The sequence below is a fragment of the Bacillus sp. DX4.1 genome, from assembly GCF_030348195.1.
Lineage (GTDB): Bacteria > Bacillota > Bacilli > Bacillales > Bacillaceae_G > Bacillus_A.
Genome location: NZ_JAUCFT010000008.1, coordinates 1,576,173 through 1,598,703, shown reverse-complemented (window position 1 = coordinate 1,598,703; position 22,531 = coordinate 1,576,173). Strand labels below are relative to the sequence as shown.

At 38.2% G+C, this 22,531-nt stretch carries 22 protein-coding genes, 1 other RNA gene and 1 pseudogene; 4 read left to right on the top strand and 20 right to left on the bottom strand.

Annotated features, from left to right (window positions below):
• Positions 1-908 precede the first annotated feature (908 nt).
• From QUF99_RS11170 to QUF99_RS11105, 14 genes are all read right to left on the bottom strand, one after another.
• Positions 909-3,761 (bottom strand): phage tail tape measure protein, encoded by a 2,853-nt coding sequence (locus QUF99_RS11170; protein ID WP_289370102.1) that lies wholly within the window; start codon positions 3,759-3,761, stop codon positions 909-911.
• A 2-nt stretch (positions 3,762-3,763) separates the two neighbouring features.
• Positions 3,764-4,015, bottom strand: coding sequence for a hypothetical protein (locus tag QUF99_RS11165; RefSeq protein ID WP_289370101.1), 252 nt, complete (start codon positions 4,013-4,015; stop codon positions 3,764-3,766).
• 43 nt (positions 4,016-4,058) lie between these two features.
• The gene (locus tag QUF99_RS11160) at positions 4,059-5,102 is read right to left on the bottom strand and encodes a major capsid protein (protein ID WP_289370099.1); all 1,044 of its coding nucleotides are present in this window, start codon (positions 5,100-5,102) and stop codon (positions 4,059-4,061) included.
• 91 nt (positions 5,103-5,193) lie between these two features.
• A complete protein-coding gene (locus tag QUF99_RS11155) occupies positions 5,194-5,964 on the bottom strand; it encodes a hypothetical protein (RefSeq protein ID WP_289370098.1) in 771 nt (256 codons plus the stop codon).
• Positions 5,957-6,112, bottom strand: coding sequence for a hypothetical protein (locus tag QUF99_RS11150; protein ID WP_289370097.1), 156 nt, complete (start codon positions 6,110-6,112; stop codon positions 5,957-5,959). The genes QUF99_RS11155 and QUF99_RS11150 overlap by 8 nt, the downstream gene beginning before the upstream one ends.
• A gap of 5 nt (positions 6,113-6,117) precedes the next feature.
• Positions 6,118-6,345: a hypothetical protein gene (locus QUF99_RS11145; RefSeq protein WP_289370095.1), complete on the bottom strand. Its 228-nt coding sequence runs from the start codon at positions 6,343-6,345 to the stop codon at positions 6,118-6,120.
• Positions 6,342-6,764 carry a hypothetical protein gene (locus QUF99_RS11140; protein ID WP_289370094.1) on the bottom strand — a complete coding sequence of 141 codons (423 nt, stop codon included), beginning with the start codon at positions 6,762-6,764 and terminating at the stop codon, positions 6,342-6,344. Before QUF99_RS11140 ends, QUF99_RS11145 begins: the two co-directional genes overlap by 4 nt.
• The gene (locus QUF99_RS11135; protein WP_289370092.1) at positions 6,761-6,985 is read right to left on the bottom strand and encodes a helix-turn-helix domain-containing protein; all 225 of its coding nucleotides are present in this window, start codon (positions 6,983-6,985) and stop codon (positions 6,761-6,763) included. Before QUF99_RS11135 ends, QUF99_RS11140 begins: the two co-directional genes overlap by 4 nt.
• A gap of 355 nt (positions 6,986-7,340) precedes the next feature.
• Positions 7,341-8,915, bottom strand: a complete 1,575-nt coding sequence (locus tag QUF99_RS11130; protein WP_289370091.1) for a DUF4209 domain-containing protein — start codon at positions 8,913-8,915, stop codon at positions 7,341-7,343.
• A 372-nt stretch (positions 8,916-9,287) separates the two neighbouring features.
• Complete coding sequence (locus QUF99_RS11125; RefSeq protein ID WP_289370090.1) at positions 9,288-10,058, bottom strand: hypothetical protein; 771 nt, start codon at positions 10,056-10,058, stop codon at positions 9,288-9,290.
• A gap of 124 nt (positions 10,059-10,182) precedes the next feature.
• On the bottom strand, positions 10,183-10,599 hold the full coding sequence (locus tag QUF99_RS11120; RefSeq protein WP_289370089.1) for a hypothetical protein: 417 nt from the start codon (positions 10,597-10,599) through the stop codon (positions 10,183-10,185).
• Between the two features lie 323 nt (positions 10,600-10,922).
• Positions 10,923-11,216, bottom strand: a complete 294-nt coding sequence (locus tag QUF99_RS11115; RefSeq protein WP_289370088.1) for a hypothetical protein — start codon at positions 11,214-11,216, stop codon at positions 10,923-10,925.
• Between the two features lie 176 nt (positions 11,217-11,392).
• The gene (locus tag QUF99_RS28505; protein WP_353958394.1) at positions 11,393-11,758 is read right to left on the bottom strand and encodes a DUF3961 domain-containing protein; all 366 of its coding nucleotides are present in this window, start codon (positions 11,756-11,758) and stop codon (positions 11,393-11,395) included.
• A gap of 20 nt (positions 11,759-11,778) precedes the next feature.
• The gene (locus QUF99_RS11105) at positions 11,779-12,084 is read right to left on the bottom strand and encodes a hypothetical protein (RefSeq protein WP_289370087.1); all 306 of its coding nucleotides are present in this window, start codon (positions 12,082-12,084) and stop codon (positions 11,779-11,781) included.
• A 142-nt stretch (positions 12,085-12,226) separates the two neighbouring features.
• On the opposite strand from QUF99_RS11105, the gene QUF99_RS11100 reads away from it, so the two are divergent.
• Together QUF99_RS11100 and QUF99_RS11095 are read left to right on the top strand one after the other, a co-directional pair.
• A complete protein-coding gene (locus tag QUF99_RS11100) occupies positions 12,227-12,460 on the top strand; it encodes a helix-turn-helix domain-containing protein (RefSeq protein WP_289370086.1) in 234 nt (77 codons plus the stop codon).
• A 322-nt stretch (positions 12,461-12,782) separates the two neighbouring features.
• On the top strand, positions 12,783-13,298 hold the full coding sequence (locus QUF99_RS11095; protein WP_289370083.1) for a hypothetical protein: 516 nt from the start codon (positions 12,783-12,785) through the stop codon (positions 13,296-13,298).
• 375 nt (positions 13,299-13,673) lie between these two features.
• Here the strand turns inward: QUF99_RS11095 and QUF99_RS11090 are convergent, their stop codons facing one another.
• The gene (locus QUF99_RS11090; protein ID WP_289370082.1) at positions 13,674-14,279 is read right to left on the bottom strand and encodes a recombinase family protein; all 606 of its coding nucleotides are present in this window, start codon (positions 14,277-14,279) and stop codon (positions 13,674-13,676) included.
• A gap of 1,681 nt (positions 14,280-15,960) precedes the next feature.
• Between QUF99_RS11090 and QUF99_RS11085 the strand changes: the two genes are divergently transcribed.
• On the top strand, positions 15,961-16,488 hold the full coding sequence (locus QUF99_RS11085) for a hypothetical protein (protein WP_289370080.1): 528 nt from the start codon (positions 15,961-15,963) through the stop codon (positions 16,486-16,488).
• Positions 16,478-16,642 carry a hypothetical protein gene (locus QUF99_RS11080; protein ID WP_289370078.1) on the top strand — a complete coding sequence of 55 codons (165 nt, stop codon included), beginning with the start codon at positions 16,478-16,480 and terminating at the stop codon, positions 16,640-16,642. Before QUF99_RS11085 ends, QUF99_RS11080 begins: the two co-directional genes overlap by 11 nt.
• Positions 16,643-16,805: 163 nt before the next feature.
• Here QUF99_RS11080 and QUF99_RS11075 read toward each other — a convergent pair.
• From QUF99_RS11075 to rnpB, 5 genes and pseudogenes are all read right to left on the bottom strand, one after another.
• A pseudogene (locus QUF99_RS11075) lies at positions 16,806-16,883 on the bottom strand (hypothetical protein); the annotation flags it as partial.
• An 877-nt stretch (positions 16,884-17,760) separates the two neighbouring features.
• On the bottom strand, positions 17,761-18,888 hold the full coding sequence (locus QUF99_RS11070) for a site-specific integrase (RefSeq protein WP_289370077.1): 1,128 nt from the start codon (positions 18,886-18,888) through the stop codon (positions 17,761-17,763).
• 796 nt (positions 18,889-19,684) lie between these two features.
• Entirely contained in the window at positions 19,685-20,596 is a 912-nt protein-coding gene (locus tag QUF99_RS11065; RefSeq protein ID WP_289370076.1) for a tyrosine-type recombinase/integrase, read from the bottom strand.
• 161 nt (positions 20,597-20,757) lie between these two features.
• Complete coding sequence (locus QUF99_RS11060) at positions 20,758-21,897, bottom strand: THUMP domain-containing class I SAM-dependent RNA methyltransferase (protein ID WP_289370075.1); 1,140 nt, start codon at positions 21,895-21,897, stop codon at positions 20,758-20,760.
• Between the two features lie 182 nt (positions 21,898-22,079).
• Positions 22,080-22,469: RNase P RNA component class B (rnpB, locus tag QUF99_RS11055), an RNA gene on the bottom strand.
• Positions 22,470-22,531: the final 62 nt, after the last annotated feature.

Sequence of the window (22,531 nt, the reverse complement as noted above, 5' to 3'; positions counted from 1 at the left end):
CTATGAATTACGGGGTGGGCGTTTACCGAAATACTGATAGTAATCAGTTACGATATTAAACGGCACAATGCCCGATTTCATCGCATTTCCTCAAGTTCATTTTTTCCGAACATTATTTTATTACCTTAATAATAATATGTACGGAATGGAAATACAATATGTTTTACATAATTAGACGTTTATTTGCATATCTTCGTATAATAACACACTTATTTATCATGCTCAATAATAAACTCTGACATGTTCCGACGTAAATAGGCAAAAAAAGCGGCGAACCCTTCCGTTTGTGGAAAGACCCGCCGCCTCTGTCGTCTACTTTACGCATTACACTACGATTTAGACCGTTATAATATAAATACATTACTCTTTATATAACGCTCGTATCCTCCTTGTTATTATCAGTGAAATACGAGCTTAAAACGCATTTTAATCGTCCTGTTGCGTAATTATTACCCTATTTTGTTAGTATATCTCCGCATACGCTCCCTCGCCTGTTTCTTACGTACGTCACCCCGACAACTGTCGCAATATTTAGCTCGGTTACCTTTCGCGATAAAATGATCGTTACACACCGCGCATACCTTTCCGTTCTGACCTTCGTTGAAATATAACGCATATAATTCTTTATCAGCCGGTAGTACGTGTTTTTCGAAATAGTCACATCGCTTACTTTCAAACTTTACTTCTTTATCACGGTAATATAACGAATTTAAAAAAGGACATTTTTCCTGGTATATACAGTTACCTTCTTTCGATGTATAACAAGCACATGTGTCTCGTACTAACCGTTTTACTTGTTTCTCTACGTTCACAATCTCGCTTCCTTTCTTATATAAATAAAAAAGGCGAGCTCTCCGTAATAGGAAGACCCGCCGTCATGTTTGAACGTTTCTATTTGATTTCGATCATTAACGCCCTCTCATATAAGATTTAATCGATAATCTGTCAGCTTGCATACCATCTAGGTGATCTACAGTTGCCCTTGCGACTTCGTATCCATCCATAACCATTACGTTTTCAATCGTTAATGGTCTACTAGATGACTGCGCTGATACATCTCCGCTTGAACGTTCTTTGTTCGAATAAGCCGAAGGTGAAACAGCCTTCGCTAAAGACGTATTTGCATAACCTGTATCCACCGCAAGCATCTCCGGTTTCATCCAGTTCGTCATGTTATCCGCCGTTCTTAACACCGCGCCTTTCATTCCGTCAATACCGTTAATCCAACCTTGCACCATATTCACACCGATCATATCTCGCATCCATCTAGACGGTGAGTGGATTTTAAATAGTCCGGTAAGCTTGTCTTTAATACCGTTACCAATCTCTGTTACTTTATTCCAAATCGAGCTTGCCATCGAAGTAATCCCTTTTAATAGACCGTCCATGATGTTCTTACCGATACTCATTAAGTTGATTCCTCTTAAGAAGGAAATAATGCCGTTCCATGCGCTAGATATCGTTGAGCTAATACTAGACGAAATTTCAGAGACTACGTTTTTCATAGACTGAAAGGCTACTTGTACGACTGCTTTTGCCGAATTTACTACGGTGGAAATGATCGACTTAATCGCATTCCATACCGATGAAATCACGCTTCGAATCGCTGACATTACACTCGATGTGCCACTCTTAATTGCGTTCCATGCGCCGGAAACGATTGATTTTACTGTATTCATTACAAAGCTAATAATCGTTTTAATCGAAGTGAATCCGTTAGATACTAACGTCGAGATGCTAGAAATACTGCCTTGGAAAGCGGACTTAATAAACGACCATCCGCCTACTACGATTCCTTTTAGTCCTGCGAATAGTAGTTTACCTAAGCTTAGTAATCGACCGACCAACATTAAGTTAAACCAGTTCCAAATAACTTGAATAGCGCCGAAGAAAATGTTCTTAATACCTTCCCACATAAGCCCAAAATCACCGGAGAATATGCCGCTAAATAATTGGATAATCCCTTGAATAACGGTTAAAGCGCCTTGTATAACGCCCTTAATATTTTCCCATACGCCTTGTACGATGAGCTGCAAGACAGGCCACACAGCTTGGAATATCGCCATAATTACCGTAAGCGCCGTATTAATCACCGTTTGTATCATCGTCCACACGTTTCGTGCTGCTGTTAAAATCGAAGTTTGGTTTTCATTCCAAAAAGCGACTACTTGTCCCCATACCGACATAATGAAAGAACTAACGGCTGAGATAACGGTACTAATTACTTCCTGGATAGCGGTCCATGCTGTCATAACGCTATTCCTAAACTGCTCGTTAGATTGCCACATGGCTACTAACGCTACGCCTAATCCTGCAATGGCGGCGATGACTATTCCAATCGGACCGGTTATCGCTGCAAATACCGCGGATAGACCACTCATTCCTCCGACTGCTCCGAAGAGAGAAGCGGCTAATCCACCGATAACACTAACGAATGTACCGATAGCACTCATGGCGATACCTGCTACGGTACCAAAAATAAGGAACGCGGTTGCGACTGCTGCGACTGTAGCGATGATAGTTTGCACCGATGATGGAAGGTCCTTAAAAGCGGTCGCTAACCATCCGATTTTATTGGCGACTGCGGTAATAGCCGGGGCTAAAGAGTCTGTAAATGCGCGCCCTGCGGTATCTAACGCACTTTCCATCATCTTTAACGCACCAGCCCATCCTTCCTGCATATCTTTGGCTGCTTTCTTACTTGCGCCCCCGGAGTTTTCGAGCGCTTTTGTCATTTTGTTGATTTCGTCGGGACCTGCCGAAACAAGTGCCATCATACCGGAAACAGCTTCTACACCGAAAATGGTAGCTAATGCGGCACCTTTTTGCGCTTTCGTCATGCCTTCCATACCTGTTTTAAGTTGACCAATAATATCACTTAACGGCTTCATATTACCCTGTTGATCCGTAACGGCAACTCCAAGCTCTTTCAACATGTTAGCTGCGGCTTTCGGTGGTTTAACCAAACGTAATAAGGACGCACGTAACGCCGTACCCGCCGTCTCTCCTTTAATACCATTATCTGCCATAATACCAACAGATGCTGCGAGTTCTTCCATCGAAATTCCTAATTGCGCTGCTGGACCGGAAGCATACTTAAATGCATATTGTAAATCAAGTACGCCCGCCGCTGACTGATTCGCCGCCTGGGCAAGTACATCCGCCACATGACCACTTTTTGACGCTTCCATTCCGAATGAATTAAGCGCCGAAGTAATCGTATCAGCAACTAATCCTAAATCCTCTCCCGATGCTGCAGCGGCTGATAATACGCCAGGTAATGCGTCAGTCGCTTGGGCAGCATCGAAACCTTTTGCGCCCATTTCGGCAAAAGCCGCGGCAACTTCTCCCGTTGAATACACTGAAGTAGACGCCATATCGAGAATAGACGATTTAACTTGATCGTAACTACCTCCGGTAAGTACCGCTGCACGTCGTGTTTGCGATTCGAAATCTCTCGAATTCTGAATCATTCGCCCTAACGCAAACGCTGATGCTGCCGCCGCTGGTGCAAACGCATTCTGCATCGTTTGTCCTGCCCTGCTTACTCCGTTACCAAAGTTTCGTACGTGTGTATTGGCTTGTTGTAACCCTTGTTGAAGAGGCGCTGTATTTAGTGTCGGAATAGTAGGCGCCGGTATATTAATAGGCTGACTAACCGCCTGGTGAAAATTACGTACTACTTGGGTAGCTTGCTGCATGCCTCTTTGTAAATTCGTTATATCTGCAAGTAACTGTACTTCTACGCGATTTGTAGACATAATTATCTACTCCCGATCTTCCGGAACGTTGAAAAGTTTTCTGAGAGTCCCTGAGATTTGATAAAACGTCGTAAATCCTCTAACTCAGCTAGCTCATCGCTTAAGGCTTGGTATAACCCACCGAATTTTACGCTTTCTTCCCCAAAAAGTTCTAATAGTCTTCCAATCTGAACTTTTGTTTTTGGCGACGCGTCTGTCTTTGTTAAGGTAATCGCGAGTTTTTCCATCTCTTTTAAATTTTGTATTGTACCCATGTAATCACTCCTAATTTTTTATATAAGTAAAAACACCCACGCTTTATTGCACGGGTGCTTCGTTATCAATAACATCTGCGAACATTAATAGTGACGGTTTGGTAACCACTGGCAACGCGGCAACGACGCCTCTTTGAACGCTTTCGATAGGCTCTCGGTTATCGTAAATCTGTAAACAGTACCCTGGATTAAAATCATTTTCCACAGTAGGTCCGAAGATAGTTTCGCCAGCACGTTCTTTTACGAAAACGATACGGTTCGGAAGTGCATACTCGATTTGCTCATCTTCGCCTGTATAAACGTTACGTGCTGTAATGCTTCGTCGTTTAAGAAATTCGATTTTAGGTAATCTAAACGTATCGAATACCTCCTGGACTTTTTCGTTACTTGCATGTACTGGAATACTTGAGCTTTCACCTTTCATGTACGCAACTTCTGCGCGAATGCCCTGGTTGAAACGTAATAGTTTCGAAACCTCCGGCGGAATAACAATTAAATCCGGGCGCTCACCGTTTAAGTCCTCGTATTTATACACCCATTCCTCAATATCTCCGAGTATGTCGTGCATTGGATCGCTCCAATCAGCGCCTTTTTCCAGTACAATATGGTTTTCTTCCGGAATGCCAAAATCAAGGTTTATCTTAACTCCGTTACCATCGTATTTAATCTCACCTTTCATGACTGCTTCTAGCTTCAATAGAGCGATACGTAACTGTAAAGCACCGATGATGTCAACGTTCTTAGCTAACATCTTTCCAATCTCATTTACCCTCTCGCCTTCACTTCTCGGCGTGTTGAGTGCTAATAGTTCTTCTTCGGTGTAAATGTTCTTAAGCCCCATCTTTACAACTTCACCGATTTTCGAAGCGACTACACTCTTATCCATTACCGGCGGTTCTGCGCCGTAACCAATCAGTGCTGCGATATGTTTATTGCTCTTAATTACTTCGAAAGCAAAGCGTGTATCAAATGAATCGAAATTAGGTAAGACTCTGTCAGTGAACGAAGGTGGGGTATTATGTAGCACCTCCTCGACTAATAACTTTAATGCTGGTGGTTGAAACGGTTCTAAATGCGAAATTGACATAATTTACTTCCTCCTATATTTCGTTTAATTTGTAATAAAAAGACGCCCTCATTTATGAAAGCGTCCTAATAAACTAGATTTATTCGATTTTTTATATCGATCTCTTTTGAGCCGATTCAATTGCGAGCTTTTTCTGGCGCCACTGCCATAAAAGGTCACTTCGATGATCTTTTATGGCCGAATACATTCCTACTTTAGAATTCGCCTGTACTTGCGCCTCGTCAGCGGCTGCACTCTTTAATCCTTCATAAATACCTCGAATCTTCGTCGTCCCTTGTGCTCGTTCCATTGCTGTATTTCCTTTTAAATCGTCTAATGTTCCTTTAATACTAACGAATTGAGATAGTACTTCACGTGCCACCTCACGATCGATAGACTGAAGCTTCTCTTCCATATAGGAAACAACTTCGTTTAAATTGCTCGCCATGACTAGGTCGGATACAATTACGCCAGCCTCTTGTCGAACCTTATTAGCATCGAATCTATTTACAGTTTTAAGAGCTGAAACGCCCTCCTCCGTTTTAGCATCCGCTAAACGTGATTCGATATCTTCCATGTATAATCGCTGTGTTATTGCGAAGTCTGCGTCATACTTTTCGATAAGCGCCTTGATATCTTCTTTTTTGGCGATATCGGTTAACCGGTTATTCGTTTTAATCGCGTCTAACTCTTTTTGGAAGTCTTCTTTAAGCTTGTCCGCTTTGTCCCTCCAGTGAGTTAGCCCATAGTCGTACGGAGATGAAGCCTTCTTTTGCTTAATTAATTCGTCAGCATTTTCCTCTTGTACCGTATAAATATGACCGGCTTGCTTGTAATGACCTTCCACCTTTTCATCCGTTAACATATAGATATCTTTAAACATTAATAAGTTCCTCCTCGTTTTGTGTGTATTCATTAGAATTTATAATTAAAAAAGATCCATCGCTATAATAAACGATAGTCTCAGTTTCCTCTTGTAATTGGTTGCTGATAAAGATACGACTTTTTTCGCGATAGATTTCTTGTTTCATAGCACTCATCCCCTTTTCAGTTGGATACCAGTTAAGCGGCGGTCAAATTCATTACAAACGCCAATTACGTCTTGCATGACTCCGTTCACCGTCTCTACGATTTCGAATTGGTATCGAGAGAATGCGTCATTACGAATAATTTCGCCTGTATCCTTATCGATAACGCGCCAATTCACCGCTAATCCCGCTACGGGGTGACTTCGTAAAAATATAATTGCTACTGCTTCCTTCATGAAACCACTCCTATCACACTAGATTTTCGAGTTAACGCGTCATTCGCTAATAGCTGTAACTGAGTTAATTTATTTCCTAGTCGATGTACGTACTTAACGCGAATATCAGCGTCAATTAAGCCGTCAACTTCCTTACGATAGTCCCTACTTCGCATACAGTGTGGGAGATTGGAACGAAATACAACTTGCGTAACACCTTCCGGCACTTCCATGACTAAGCACTTTAATATGTATTTGATACACTTAGTCGTTGAATTCACTTCCGTATCATCAATATAGAGACTCGCTACTTTACAAGGTGGGTAGCTACGATTACCTTCTTCGTCGATGTGAAAGTAATCCATCATTGCACCTACGATATATGCTTCGTTTGGAATGCGTAACGCTGTAAAATCGATTATCATCGTATCTGACCTCATGCAAAAACCACCTTTTCTAACGACTTCAATTCTCCTAATCTAGCGTCCGTTAAGTTGAACGTACGAATTAGCTTCACTTTTAATGGATCGGAGACCGGACGATACCCAATTTCTACATTAGCGATTGTTGTAACACCTACGCCCAACGCTTTCGCAAAAGCCTCCTGTGTTAATCCTTCGTCGCAACGAAGCAAACGAACTAACTTGCCGTCAATTTTCAATTGATTCAACCCCTTTCTAATTAGTTTTTATTACGATATTCCGAAACTTCACATCGAAGCCAAAAGAAAAAGACGCCTCCACGTAGGAAGCGCCCTCTAAACGTTAGCTAAAGAATGCGTTAGAAAAATTAAATTATGAAGAATAACGACTACGGTAATACGTAGCCGGTACTGCCCAACATCTGATGGATATTTCTCATATAATAGGACACAAAACATACTAAAAATTAGTAGAGTCCTCCTAATACGTATAGGTAACTAAAGGCTTAAAATACAGTAGTCAAACGAAAAATAATTTCATCGTATCCTACATTACGTATAGGTAACTAAGAGGGTAAAAATTAGTAGTAATATATTATTGGTTCTCTTCAAACTGTAAATTTTCACTTTCAAACTTTATACCTTGATAATCAAGCTTAACCAAAATGAAAACTAAAATATGCAGTAAACGAGCAAAGATATCGATGCCTACTTCTTCTGAATTAATATTATAATGAGCTAATCTGTTTCTTAAATTAAGTCCGTACTCATTATTTATTAAAAAGTACTCCATTGTTTCAATTTCTTCACTAGTGAAAATTTCTTTAAGAATGCTTTCCCTTTTTATATCTAGCATAATGCCCAGTGTAAATTTTGCTTCCTTTAGAATATCCGTCACTCCATATAATAATTTGAGTAATAATTCTCTAAGTAACCTTTCAATTAATTGTGTTACAAATGAAGAAGCTAGAAAAAAATCTTTCTCGTTCACTAATTTTTCAAGCTTCTTTATATCCGCTTTTAAGAATCCACCTAATCCTATAAATCCTTCAATATCAATTGCAAGTTTTGAAAGTTCCTCCCAAAACATATCTTTGTATTTATAAATAAGATGTATAGTTTCCAGCACCATCAATGTTTCAAAATAATGAAAATTCATTGAAAAAGATACATTACCATATTTTTCATGTCTTATTCCATCTAGATTTGAAACATGATCAAGAATAGTGGTTGGTTTCTTATCTTGATATTGCATAATTTGATAGATGGGGAAATTTTCTTTATAAGTAAGAAGATAAAACTTTTCTCGAAAATCGTCATATAACTCTTCTAAATCTGCAAATTCTTTTGATGTTATCTCGTATTCCATACCTGATTCCTTTAGATTTTCATCAAAGATTTCTTCCGCATCTTCAAGTTTACTTTTCAGTTGGATTTCACCTTCAATACCAAGTATTTTACTACCTAAAGTATCTCTCAACATTTTAACTTGTTCCACATTAGTTAAGTTCGCAAATTCTGCTAAATCAAAAAAACCACATAAATCTATCTTAAACCTATTAAAAACATCCTTAAAATCGCTTCTTATTCGTAATGCAATTCCTATTTTCTCCTCATACCGCTTTGTAGATATAGGAAATAGTATTTTATTTATCATTTTATAAGTTAAATCATTTAATTTCTTTTTTTTCGTATACTCATATAATTCATTAAAATAACGAGTTAATAACAATTCATTTGCATGTGTTATGATTTCATCCCATACCTTCATAGCACCAGCAAAATTTAGGCCAATCATTAATGTTTCCTTTTGAATATTATAATTAGCTTGTTTAAAAATCTCTACTGCACTTTGATTTATATACGATATTGTCTTTTTTTTAATTAGTTCTCGGCTGATATCTTCATCGGTGAGTTTTTTATATAGATGGCTTAATACTTCCAAAAATTCTGGACTATTTATATTGTCCATTACTAACTCATATTCAAGAATAACTTTAATTTTTAATATTTCCTCATAATCTTGAAGTGTTTTTGTTTCTTTACGTACTGTTTCTATTATCAGATCTATAAAGTTATCATCCTTCAAATCATCTATTAATTTTTTTATATAGTAGCCTGTTACTGGATCATTTGGTCCATAATAAACTAAAGCGTATTCTTGTAACACTTTATCACCTCATTATTTCCTTATCATAAAAAATCCATCTTCAAATATATTAACTAAACTATTATACCTAAAAGATGGAGGTTTATGAAATATTTTCTATTCTCTTCTCTTTTGCTCTCTAACTGCTTCCCTATACGCTTTCACTTCCTTAATCACGAACAGCTCTACGATTAAAACAACAACGCAAACGCACCTCTAAACAACCAAAGTAGAAACAAAAATTCCCGTTATAATCTTTAATTATTTTCATTTTACCCGCACGATTCTATTACTTTTTACGACCTATAAATACGTAAGGCTAATAGAACGGAAATAATACGTATTAGAACCGCCCCCATACGCTACTAACCGTAATAACACATAGATACATAGTTAATAACGTATAAGATAGATAAGTTGGCGTGCGATTCGTTTAATGCCACGGCTTGCCGCCTTTTTACTCGTGTAACCGCAATCCATCGCTATTTCAGATAACGATGCATCAGGATAACGATATAAATACTTTAATAACCGCTGATCTTTTTCGTTTAAGGCTGGCGATTCTAGCATTTCAGTTATCAGCACACGGTTTTCTAACACTTCTTCTCCGTAACCTGTAACAAGGAATTTTCGGCGGCTAGCTTGACCTACTTCGTTTTCCTCTTCACTATCGCCGCTTCTATATGTACTGACGCTGTAATTTCCGTTCGCCTGTGTACTTAATTCAACATAATCGAGGGTTTCGTCGTCTTTCGGATTCGTAACTCTTTCGACAGTCCGTTTTTCTGCTAAAAAATACCGTTTAAAATCTGTAAGGCGTAAATCACAACGGTAATTTAATACGGTTACATAATTCAGTATTTCTTCATAACGATTCGAACTTTCTGCAACGAACTCCCACAATTCTTCGGTTAACAAACTGTATATATCATCGACCTCATATCTAATAGAAATGTCGTAGTTTCCGTCTAAAAAACGTTTTGCTTTCTTCTTTAACCAACCTTTTATCGGGCTCGATTGATGTAACAGCTTGTACATCGCCTCATCAATCGTATAATTTCCTTCCATATAATTATCGATTGCCTCTCTTAATTGCTTTTCTATTTTTTCACGCCTTGTTTCCACTTTGATTTCTTCTTTCATTTGTAATACAGCCGAATTCATTCACCATTACCTCCTATTAAAATCTGAACTTTTACTACATAACTCCACAGTGATTAACGAATTAAAGAAAAAGCACCGTTACAAAACGATGCTTCTTTTGAGATACCAGCCGAAGCCGCTCCGTTTATTCAATTTCGATTTTATAAATACGACCTTTTTCATCTCTTTTAGCGTAAACGCCATAAATCCCATCACCTTTAGCTAAAGAAAATGCAAAGGCTAGCCCATTTAATACTTGTTTATGAGTTTCAATGTATTCAAATGACTGCAACCCCTTCTCTATGTAGCACGGATCAGAAATTAAAAGTTGCCCACTATCAACACCAACTTTACCGATATATTCAACATCTTCTTCGATTTCTTTTATCATTAACAGAAAATCGATTAACTCATCTTGATTTAAACTGCATTCCTTTATCGAATAACCTTTTGCCAAGTGAGATCGTCTATCTTCTAATTCTTCCTGGCTTTCAATACGTAGAACATCAACAGTAATCTCTTCTCCGTTTTCCACTAGTACAACCTCATAAATATTTTTCATAATCAATCTCTCCCTTTTCGCAATTTTTCACCTTCTACAGCGTATGACGCACGAGATTGCCAATCCGCGCACTTTTTCATGAATTTTTTCTGTAATTTTTACCGCCTATACTATGTATGATGCGAGTGTGCCACTCGCCGCGCACTTTTTACGAAACTTTTTTCGCCTTCACATATAATAGTGCCGCTCGAAATGCAAAAACGACGGGTTTCCATAAAAAATTACCCCTTTACTTTAAATAGATCCGGAGAAGTATCAAAAACGACACCTTTGTAAAAATAAAAAAGAACCCCGTCCGCCAAAACGAGGCTCTTTCCAATCACCTATTTCGCTGTTACATAATATAGTAGGAAATCGATTAAACTTTTATCTTTAAACTGACTTACATCCTCGATAGATAACGGTTTCTTACTAAAAACATGCAACTGCAAGTAGTTATCGCTAAGGTCTTTCGTTTCTAAAAACGTTTGAAAATCATACACGCCCATAGTGTCATCCTCTGCCGTTAAGAATAACTCGTCATTTAGCATCATGCCTTCTAGTATGCAAGTTTCGTAATGGTCATCGATTGGGAACCGCCGTTCCATCCGAAATACATCGCCTGCTTTTAACTCCATAATTCATTTCCTCCCCCTTAATTTAATAGGCCGACGGATTTATACCGAAGTGGTACATAATCGTAAGAGTTGCCAGCTACAAACGGCTCCATATCACCTCGTACCGTCATTCAAGAGCGCTTACTGATACGCTCTGCCAATCAACGTACCAATATCACGACTCACCTTTTCAATTTTTATAGTACGTAAGCGATAAACATACTCGCCGCGAACAACAACGTACCTAATACGTAAAATCCGTAAAACCAAGTGCGATCAGATGTCGTTTGTAAACCGAAATAGTCATCCATTTGCTCTAAAACAACGTAGAAATTAACGCACTTGCCAAGCGGCTCAATATCCCGTTGTTTTACCTCGTTTGTACTGCCGTCAAATTCGATAGTGTTGCGCCAATGGTCTGTTTCGATAACTGCCGTATATATCAAATCAGATTCTTTTACTTCGAATGTTTTAATCGGTTCGTCGATAAATTCGTTTGCAATTGCCGTTTGCAACGTAACCGGTAACCCCTGCATTTGTATAACACTTGGTGAATATCTCATTTTCGTTATCCCCTTTCGAATTAATGTAAGTCCCGTTTGATAGCTGCGATTTTTAACAAGAAGTCTAGGGCGCTCATGTTACCGATTGCTTCAAGGTCGATTGCTGAATCATTTACTACGCCTTGTAAGTCCAGGATTTCATCACCTAATACAATATCGCCTGTTTGATCGTAATGAAACTCATTAATAGATACACCAGCTTCGTAAACGCTAAGGACTAATGTATCGCTGATTTTCACGCCTTTTTCGATGCATTCGACAGTTGTACCGTCGCCGTTTTCTAGTACGATTTTTACGTTTACTTGTTCGATATTTGATAAATTCATTTTGTGTTTCCCCCTCGTTTAATTACGTTTACCGTAACTGATGTCTATATCATAAATTACGTTTACCGTAACTGTAAACCCTAAAATTACATTTTACGTAATTCTTTTTAAACTATATAATGTGAATAAGGGGTGATACATAGTGGTTAAAAGAATAGAAGTTAAGCTACGTGATATATTAAAAGCTCGTGGTATGGATCAGAAGGATTTAATCGATGACGATAATGGATTATCTACACGAACTATAAGTGAACTAGCGAGCGGGAAAATGAAAAGATATCCGAAAGAAGCATTAGAAAAGATCGCTGATAAGTTGAATATTACCGATATGAACGAGTTGTTAGCAATCATGGACGATGAGGAGGACGCTGAATAAGGCGTCTTTTTTATATGTAGGAAATTAACGGTGATAACGTGCATTCTGCGGTCAATTTACGAGAGAGTAATCGAAGGATTGGAGTTCGTTCTTTACTCTGAGGGTTATTACATAGGTAGGTGACACGTGGCACTGGCTAAGAGGTATTACACAGGAAAACACGTCACGGGACGTATTTAGGTATCGTTTTCGTCACACGATAAGAGATATGCGGTCTAAACTGTACCTTTTCGAAGTTAAATAGTCCCAGGAAATAACAGACATGCCGACTTAATCATGGTACTATAAATTTTGTAAATAACCGTGTGGAAAGGATGATTTTTTGGAATTTATAATGGACAATTGGACAAGTATACTTAGTATTTTAAGTTTTTGCATCTCCTGTTTCGCTTTATTTTTAAACTGGAAAAACTCTAGAATTAACGAAAAGAAGTACAATAGTGAACAAGAAGAAAAAAATAAAGCCAATCTAATTTGGGATGATGTAAGCACTTCTAAAAACAGAAACGGGAAAAGAAAAATAAGAATCTCAAATACAGGTTATTCTGATGCCAAAGATATCAAAATTTTTATTAATGGTCTAGAAATCCAAACATACAAAAGTGGTGATAGGATTCAAAACGGTATGGTATATCGGTATCACTTTGAAGGGATTAAAATAGTACAAGACAATTTCCCAACTCGAATTAGCGCCAAATATTCCGAGGATGTCGAAATAATGATTCATGTTCCTGGAAAAAGTTCTATTGAAATTAAATTGGTTTGGACAGACGATTACGAAGAAAAGCGCGAGAAAATAATTAGCTACCTACCTGGCACCACGAAAATAGCTAATTGATACAAAAAAAAGAACCGCCTCCTATTACAGAGACGGTTTAATTTTCGTTATATTATCGTACACTCACATACGCAATGCTAGCCGTAATGTAGTACGTATTTCCTTTAGAATTTACTTATTAGACCTTGTATTTTACGTTTTGAGGTCGTTTTTCCTAGACTATTATCAACGAAATCGAGTACGTATATCCGAAGTAATACAAATATACATTAAGACGGTTTATCGTTCGAAAAGCGTAAATAATATACTCGCTTTACATCGCTGTAAAATCAAACGTTATTTTTGACGCGTCGATTTCTCTGTCACGTGGCGAACATCGTATAATTTCGATATCCCCCGGCATAAAAAAAGAAGCCGGTATTATTCACCGACTTATTACTTTTCTTCGTATTCTTTTACTAGTTTGTAAAACGTTGTCTTACCTACTTCTGCTTCTTTCATCGCTATTACGGCCGTTATCTCTCCTGCTTTCCATCGTTTATATACATCGATAAACACAGGTGTAATCGTTGCTTTCGGTCGTCCTAGTTCCTTCCCTTGCTTACGTGCATTGGCAATCCCTTCGGCTTGTCTTGTACGTATCTTCTTACGTTCTTCCTCAGCTATCCACGATAGTATTTGTAGCACTAGATCAGCGACAAATGTGCCGACACTATCCTTATACTTCGTTGTATCTAGTAACGGCATATCTATTACGATGATGTCCGCCTGTATCTCCTGTGTTATCTCGTTCCATTCGTTTAGTATAGCGTCCTTGTTACGTCCTAGACGGTCTAACGAATGGATGTATAGTATGTCTCCCTTACGCAGCACACGCTTTAATAACTGATAGCTAGGACGGTTAAAGTCCTTTCCGCTTTGCTTATCGATGTATATGTCACGCTCCGCAATCCCTAACGCTTTCAACGCCTCTAACTGTCTGCCCTCGTTCTGATCCTTAGCGCTTACCCTTACGTATCCAATCCTTCTATTCTCCGCCATTCCCCTTACTCCCTTTCCGTTATGTTTGATTCGATTGTAAAATAAACGTTCGTAAAAGTCAATAAAATAAACGAACGTTCGTAAAGTGTTTTCTTATATTAAACGAACGACAAAATAGTTAATAATCAACCTATTATTGATGGTTCGTAAAGGTATACTTAAACGGACGGTAGGTATATTCGGAGTAGGTATAGCAGCAGTTATCCACCGATTGCATAAAACGTTTATTTAAATACATTTAGGCGCATAACGAATGTAACATTTTCATCTTTTGTTACGTTCGAAGCATCGTATAAACCTTGTTATCTCAACGTTTACACATTCGTTTTATACTTTTATCAATACATTACTTTTATACATGCGTCATATCAACGTTTGTAACGACCTATATACCGGTAATCCCTGTATAAAATCTTGCATAAAAAGGAGGGTTGAAGTTTTGAAGGACATCTCTATCGGAGAGGAGAAGCTGGTGTAATCGGAAAGAATCGGAAAGTTGTATTTCAAATTCCTACTATATATGCACCGAAATAACACCTCTTCCGAAATTTCCGACCGGCTATGTATTAGACGACTGAGACTGACGAAATGTAAACCGATGTAAACTATTACATTCACGTTAAAAATTATCGGAGGGGTACGTATAGTAGGCGCTAGGCTTCTAAAAATCACAACGGATCATAACGCTTTACACCGTATTTCCATATATGCAGGGAAGACCGTTAAAAGTTTCGGAGGCCCGTCCGGCTGAACCATTCGCCTGGTAAAAGTCACAAATTACTATACCGTACTATATTCGATATAACCCATTTCCTCCTTATATAACGCAGAATTCTATCGTTATAGTTACCTAGTAAAAATTCGGTATAGGACATCTGTAACGGGCGTGAGACTGACGAAATGGGAACGGTTGGGAACTCGTTATTTTAGTTCTTTCTATATATACGCACTAAAACCGGCACTTCCCATCCATTGTGACAGCGATAGGTGAAAGCGTTCGAGGGGTCATGCGTAAAGGACGTTCGCCTGGTAAAGCGTTATAATAGTCCGATTATGTCCGATACTAAAAACGAGTTCCTACTATATAATGTGCATGATTTTGTTCATCGGACGCATTACCACCTTTACTTCGTTTTCTTCCGCTTACGATGCACGGTTTTAGTGCGTGGGAGAGGTTATTGAAGGGTGAGTTTCGAGAGGTAGACGTGCGTCACGAGCGTTCGGCTGATAATATGTAACGTAATGTACAACGGTGAGAATACGTTTATTTGTTCAGTTTTGTTAAGCGAATAGACTTATCCATAGTACAGATAACCGTATAACGTCATTCTATTTAGCGAGAGTTTACGAGGATGCAAGCTATAAAAGTCTACAATGTAGAGGAGAGCCGAAAGGACATTTGTCTGGAATGCTCTATTTCCTGTATATTACTAATGCGGTATAATTAGGTAATAATATAAATGTATATTCTTAAAGCGATTGATTTAGATAAATGATTACGAGAGAAATATCATCTGTATAATCAGACGAAGAAAGACGAGTAAAGTCGCCAGGAATGGTGGTTATTTTTATATATGTATTTCACTAGACAAGGTTTGATTTTATAAATATAATTAAATGTGTCAGGAATTATATAGAAATATAGGAATACTTAACCTATTTTGTTATAAGGAGTATAGAGATGAGTCAAGAAACTGAAAGACCATTTGTTGAAGGTACTTGTGACGTCATACTAGACACGGCAAAAGAAATTTATAATGAAGAATCTGCGAGGTTTACACAAGCTGAAGCAAAAACAAATATAACACTTGCATTTGTTGGCGTTTTATTTGGTGCATATTTAACCTATCTTGGGGCGTTTAATCCTGTAACGAAGAACGTTCCATACCTCATATACACATTTCTATTAAAGTTAACGGTTTTTGTATGTTTTACTATCAGTATAGTATACTTTCTAAGGTCAATTAAAACGGGTGAATATGACCAAGTTGGTTTAGATTATATAGTAACGGAGACTTTTGCTAGAGAAGAAGAACGTAGTGCAAAATTATCTGTTGCTGGTACATATACTGACGCAGTTAAATTAAATAAGGATAAACTAGAAGCGAAAATGAAATTGTATGGAACTGGTTTGAGTTTTATGATTTGGGGATTTGTAATTTTCGCAGTGCATTTTGTAATTGAGGAGGTGATTAGACATGTCAAATGATAAAAATAAAATTACAAGATTTAACGAGTCGGCTAGTAATAACAGCGGTACTACTATACGAGGTTTAGGGACAACAAAAATTACTAAGGGACGATTTAATGAGTCAGCGTCTCCTATTAAGAAAATTAATAACGAAAAGAAACAGGGGAAATAAACTCTGTTTCTTTTTTTCGTTATACTACTAACTTTTACCCTCGCATTACCTATACGTTATGAACCCCTCGTGGAATATTATTCAACTTCCAAATATACGGGAGTAATCCGTTACCGCCTCGTAATTTCCCCTCCGTACGGATCGTTTCTTTCCGTTCAATCACTCCGTACTCTTCCGATAATACTTTTAATGCACGGCGCACCGTGCGTGTGCTGATCGATAAAGAAGCCGCAATCGTATCGACTTTTAGGAACGATACTCCGACAGATAAATCAGGTGTTTATATAAATCTATTAAATTATATTTTTCGAGGTAGATTTGCGCCTTTGTATAGTTTATAATGACAATATGCACCAACTTTGGTAATGCATACGACAAAAAGCCTAATACGTATTGGTAGTACGTACTAAGCTTGGCATAAGAAAGGCGGTGAGGCTATGGATTCGCAAACTGTTCAAGCAGTATGTGCAATTCTTACAGTGGTATTTACTGTAGTATTCGGTACTCTTACACTACTAGTAACTATCCTCATCTAATCTGTTATTTTATATTTTTTAAGCTTCTCAGTGTTGGTAGCACTTGGGAAGCTTTTTTCTATTATTATGGCTTCTAATCTAAAAAGTAAACCTAAAATCTTGATTTAGTGTGTAAGTGTGTTACTACATCACTACTAGGGTAATAATCCCTAAAAAGTTTGCCTGAAGCAAACCTCTGCTTCAAAAAAAATACTCTAACGAGTAAACTAGAATTCGATGTTGCCTTAGAGGCAACTTGTAAGTTAAAAAAAAATTAACTGTCAGTCAACCTACCAGCAAAGCGATACAGATTGTATCACTATCGCGATAACTTTATTATACTGGACTGCTAGTCCAATAACAACTTATTTTGTATACATTATTTATCAATTTTTTGTATACACTCTTGTGTACCGTTTTTGGTTCATTTTTTGTGAACATTTTTTCGTCCGCTAATTATACATAACCTTCGTTCTCTCAACGTCATAAGTCTATGTCACCACACAGTTACAACTTTTCGATTACACTGACGTTCACTTCCGCCCGTCTTCAGTCGGTATTCCATGATCTAACATTTTTGACTATCATAAGATGTGCACCAATTCACCCAAAAATCTCGTCCAACTTATCCGCTACACTTCTCTGCATCGTCGGTAGCACATGACTATACGTATTAAGCGTCGTCTGTATATCCGTATGGCCCAAACGCTCTGATATCAGCTTTACATTGACGTTCTGTTGTATCAACATAGTCGCGTGTGTATGACGTAGGTCGTGGAAACGTATCTTCGGTAAACCGAGCTTTTCCGTTAAATTATAGAATTCCTTACGACAGTTCCTCGGTATCATCGGATTTCCTTTACGGGCGCAAACAACTAGGTCATGGTCTTTATAATCTCGTTGATATACTTTCTTCTCCCTTATTATCGTTTGTTTATGCGTTTCAAGTTCTTCGATTAATTTCATCGGAATGTGTACAGAGCGTATACTCGACGCATTCTTAGCGCCTACTTTTATTTCTGCCGCTTGAGTTAACGTTTGTCTTACGTAGATAATCTGCTTATCAAAATCGATATCACTCCACCTTATCGCCATTATTTCGCCTTGCCTCATACCGGTTAGTAGTGCGATTATACATGCGATGTAAACACGAGTAGGTCGATAGACACTTTCCCCCTCACGTAGAAAATGATTCACTTGCTCCAACGTCCATATATTCATTTCTGTCTTTCTTATCTTCGGTAATGTAATTCCTACCGTAGGATTATCTTTAATTAGTTTTAAAACCTTGGCTTTTTTCAACGAAGCGCTTATTATTCGAAAAACGAGATGAATTGTATGTGGTGAATAATCTGTGGTAGTCACTAAATCGTTAACAAATGTCTGCATATGTATCGGCTGAATCTGTTGTAATTTAAAATGTCCTAATCGAGGTTTAATTACATTTTTCAAAAACCTTTTATGAATTTCATAAGTAGATTCTTGCAAGTGAAAAGATCGTTCTTTCATCCATTCCTCTAAGTATGTAGCATAATTCATTTGCGATAAATCAGTAAATTCGTCATTTAAAATTTCGGCTTGTAGTTTTATCATCGCTTCTTGAGCATCTCGTTTAGTAGCAAACCCTCTTCTCTTAATCTGTCTACGTTTTCCTGTAAACGGATCTTTTCCCCTATCGAACGAGAAATACCAAGTTCCTCTTATTTTGTCTAAAATAACGCTTCCCTTCATCCGTCATCCCTCCTCTCTTATATTACTTTCGTACTTATTTTATCGTTTTCCTCTTGTCGAAAAAATCGTTTTAGATCGTTTAGTTACGCCATTCTTTCTTAAAACTATCGTCAAATTCCGTCAACCTACGTTTTCGTACCATAATATAGTCCACCCTCCGCCTAAATTAACCGCCAATATCTTCGAATTTATACTTGACCAATCTCACGCTTTTTGCTAGCAGAAGGAGGACGGTCTAGGAAACGATGGGGCAGGCTTCACCCCTACGCGCAAAGTCTAAAACGATAAAACGTTAACTTTGCGGTAAGAGGTAAAGCACATACTAGCGTCAGTCGTTGGCTGAGGTTTCCGAGTACGCCCCTTCCGACTTTAGACTTTCGCCTATACCGTCTTTCTACATTGCAGCATGTCCCACAATGCGCCGGTACTTTACGTACCGCGCCTAACAGTACACCCTGTTCCCGTAAGAACAACATGCGTCCACTCCTCGCCTTTTATGGTAGCGACCACCTAGACCTGCACACGTATGGAAGGGTTATACGTTGGAAGTACAGCGCCTTACTTTCCGACATTGGCTAGGCTCACCTGTTCAAGTTTAACGAGTGTTAGGTCGTTCCTCGTTCGGAAAAACCGTACACCAACGTCTCTTATCGCTGAAAAAAGTCAGCACTTAAGAAGCCTTGCATTCCTCGAATTTTTTCGATAAAATGAAGGTACTGAATGTACGGGATCGTCCGTTATTTAGTTATATGTGAATGTTTTGAGTCTCCAGCGCCAACTGGGGACTTTTTTCTTTTTATACCTCTATAAAATTCAATGGATTATATTTATCGTTTACGTCATGTAAAGCGTGACCATACAATTTAACGTATCTCTCGGTCATCTGAAGCGTTTCATGACGCATAAGTTTCTGTAAATTTAACGAATCCATCCCCATTTTTAAACACTTCGACGCAAAGTAACGTCTAAAAGCATGACACGTTAAACCTTCCATCTTTAAATTCCTTTTAAGTCGTTTAAATAGCGTAGAAATCGCTTCTGTAGTTAACCGATCGTTTCTCGTATCTGTAAATACGTAAATCAGTTCCTCTTTTTCAAAATAAAATTCAAGAAAAGTTTTATATTCAGCTAATTCTTTCTGTAGTTTACGTGTATATGGAATTGTCGCTATAGCACGTTTCTTTCCATAAGTGGTAATCGTTCGATTCCTCATATCGATATCTGACCACTTTAAATTGACTAATTCCTCCCTTCTAAGCCCTGTCGCAATAAGTATGACTATTACCAATCGATTACGCATTAAAGCAAAATTAGAGCCTTTAAAATGCCCTCGTTCGAAATGGTCTAATACTTTTCTTACTTGTTCGTCAGTTAACACGTCCATAATAATCTCTTCTTTACTAAATCGAAGTTTCCTAAACGGACTCTCTTCCAATATCTCTTCCTCTACTAAGTATTTAAAAAACACCTTAAGCGTCCGATTTTTCCCGTTTATAGTAGCCACGTTATTTTTAAGTTCGTGCTTGCAATAAATCAGAAACTCTTTTGCCATCTTCGCGGTGATTTCGTCAGTATCGAATACCCCTTTGCTAACGCAAAATGATTCAAACGTTTTCAAAACTCCCTTATACGATCTCAGTGTGTGCCGGCTTAAATTCCGTAGCTCTCTGTCGTCCAGAAATTCTTTAATCGCAAATTTATGCAACAAAAAAACCCCCACCCTTTCTTCCGTTCGGAAAAAAGAATGAGGTTAATATCGGGCTGATATTTAATAGTCAGTTCGTGATGGACCGATTATATTTTTCGCCCTTTACGCTCCTTTAGCACATTACATAATAGCCAGTATATGCGTGCTATAGAGGTTTTATACTATGAATTACGGGGTGGGCGTTTACCGAAATACTGATAGTAATCAGTTCGAATAAATCCGTTAAATAATTTACGTTTCTTCGACGCATCTTTTCCGTAACATTTTTCAAATTCTTCATGGCTCGTTAATAAATATAGAGACCACGTATCTAATGGACGGAATACTTGTCCCATTTCAGCATATAATTTTTCAACAAGTGGCTTCTCACTTAAACGTTCCCCGTATGGAGGATTCGTTACAACATAGCCATATTCCTCTTTTGTTGTAAAATCTTTTACTTGCATCTGTTTAAATGAAATTAAGTCACCAAGTCCAACCTCATCTGCATTATCTTGTGCAACTCTTATCATACGGTGGTCTATATCTGAACCAATAATTTGTAGTGGCTGATCATACTTCGCTAAATCCTCTGCTTCTTGACGAGCTTCACGCCAATTGTCTTTACCAATCCATCCCCATGCATCTGAAGCAAACTCGCGGTTAAAACCTGGAGCAATATTTTGACCAATTAACGCTGCTTCAATCGGAATCGTTCCAGAACCACAAAACGGATCAACAAACGGGCGATCGGCCTTCCAATTTGTAAGCATAATTAAAGATGCTGCTAACGTTTCTTTCAGCGGTGCCTCACCTTGTTCCAAACGATATCCACGCTTATGAAGTCCAACTCCACTTGCATCAATTGTCAATGTCGCAATATCTTTTAACATTGCAATCTCAATACGGAATAAAGGACCATCTTCTTCAAACCAAGTTGTACGTTTATATGTTGTCTTTAACTTCTCAACGACAGCCTTTTTCACGATACGTTGGCAATCTGAAACGCTAAATAATGTTGATTTTAAAGATTTACCAATTACAGGGAATTCCCCATTTTCCGGGATATAGTCTCCCCAATTTAATGCTTTTGTCTTTTCAAACAACTCATCAAATGTTGTTGCTTTAAATTCGCCAACTTTAATTTTCACACGATCTGCTGTACGCAACCATAAATTGCTACGGCAAATTGCTTTTTCATCCGCTTCAAACGTTACTTTTCCGTTTTCTACTTGGCATTCATACCCAAGATCACGAACTTCTCTTGCAACTAAAGCCTCTATACCCATTGCTGCTGTTGCAATTAAAGTAACTTTTCCCATTTTCATTCACCTCTTATGTATAATCAAATACTTATTGACAGCTTCTTTTCCTCTGTGAATAAGTTGAAATTACGAATTCTTAACCTATTTACCATTTTAACTCACATGCTATAACTTCATACAAATAAAAAGCCCTCCTCTTACAAAGGAGAGCTGAGTCATTCCATAATTGGTTCATAACGTTCTGTAAGCCATGTTCTGTTCCTTTGTACTGCAAACGGCTCTCGCCTCGTACTCCGGTGGCAATCATCTATCTACAGAGCAACTTGTCTGTCCTTTTCCATCGTTCATTTCCTTGGAAAAGATTCCCCTACCATAATTTGGGTTTCTCGCTCGTGGGGTTTACCTCGTTCCACTCCCATCATTTCTTCAGGGCTTCGTCACTGTGGCACTTTAAAGGTAGTCAAACCATATCCAAAAGGACTTAGGTTTTTTCCCTGCCGTTAATCCAGCCTTACAGCCAGAATACCCTAGCTTATGAATTGGCTAGGCACGAACACTACAACCATCTCAGGTCGTGCGAGCATGGACTTTCCTCTACAACGTTGGCGTTGCAGCGATTACCCAAACGTTATGACAAACATTATTATAGTGGAAACAAAAAGATTTTGCAACGTTTTTTATATGTATATGC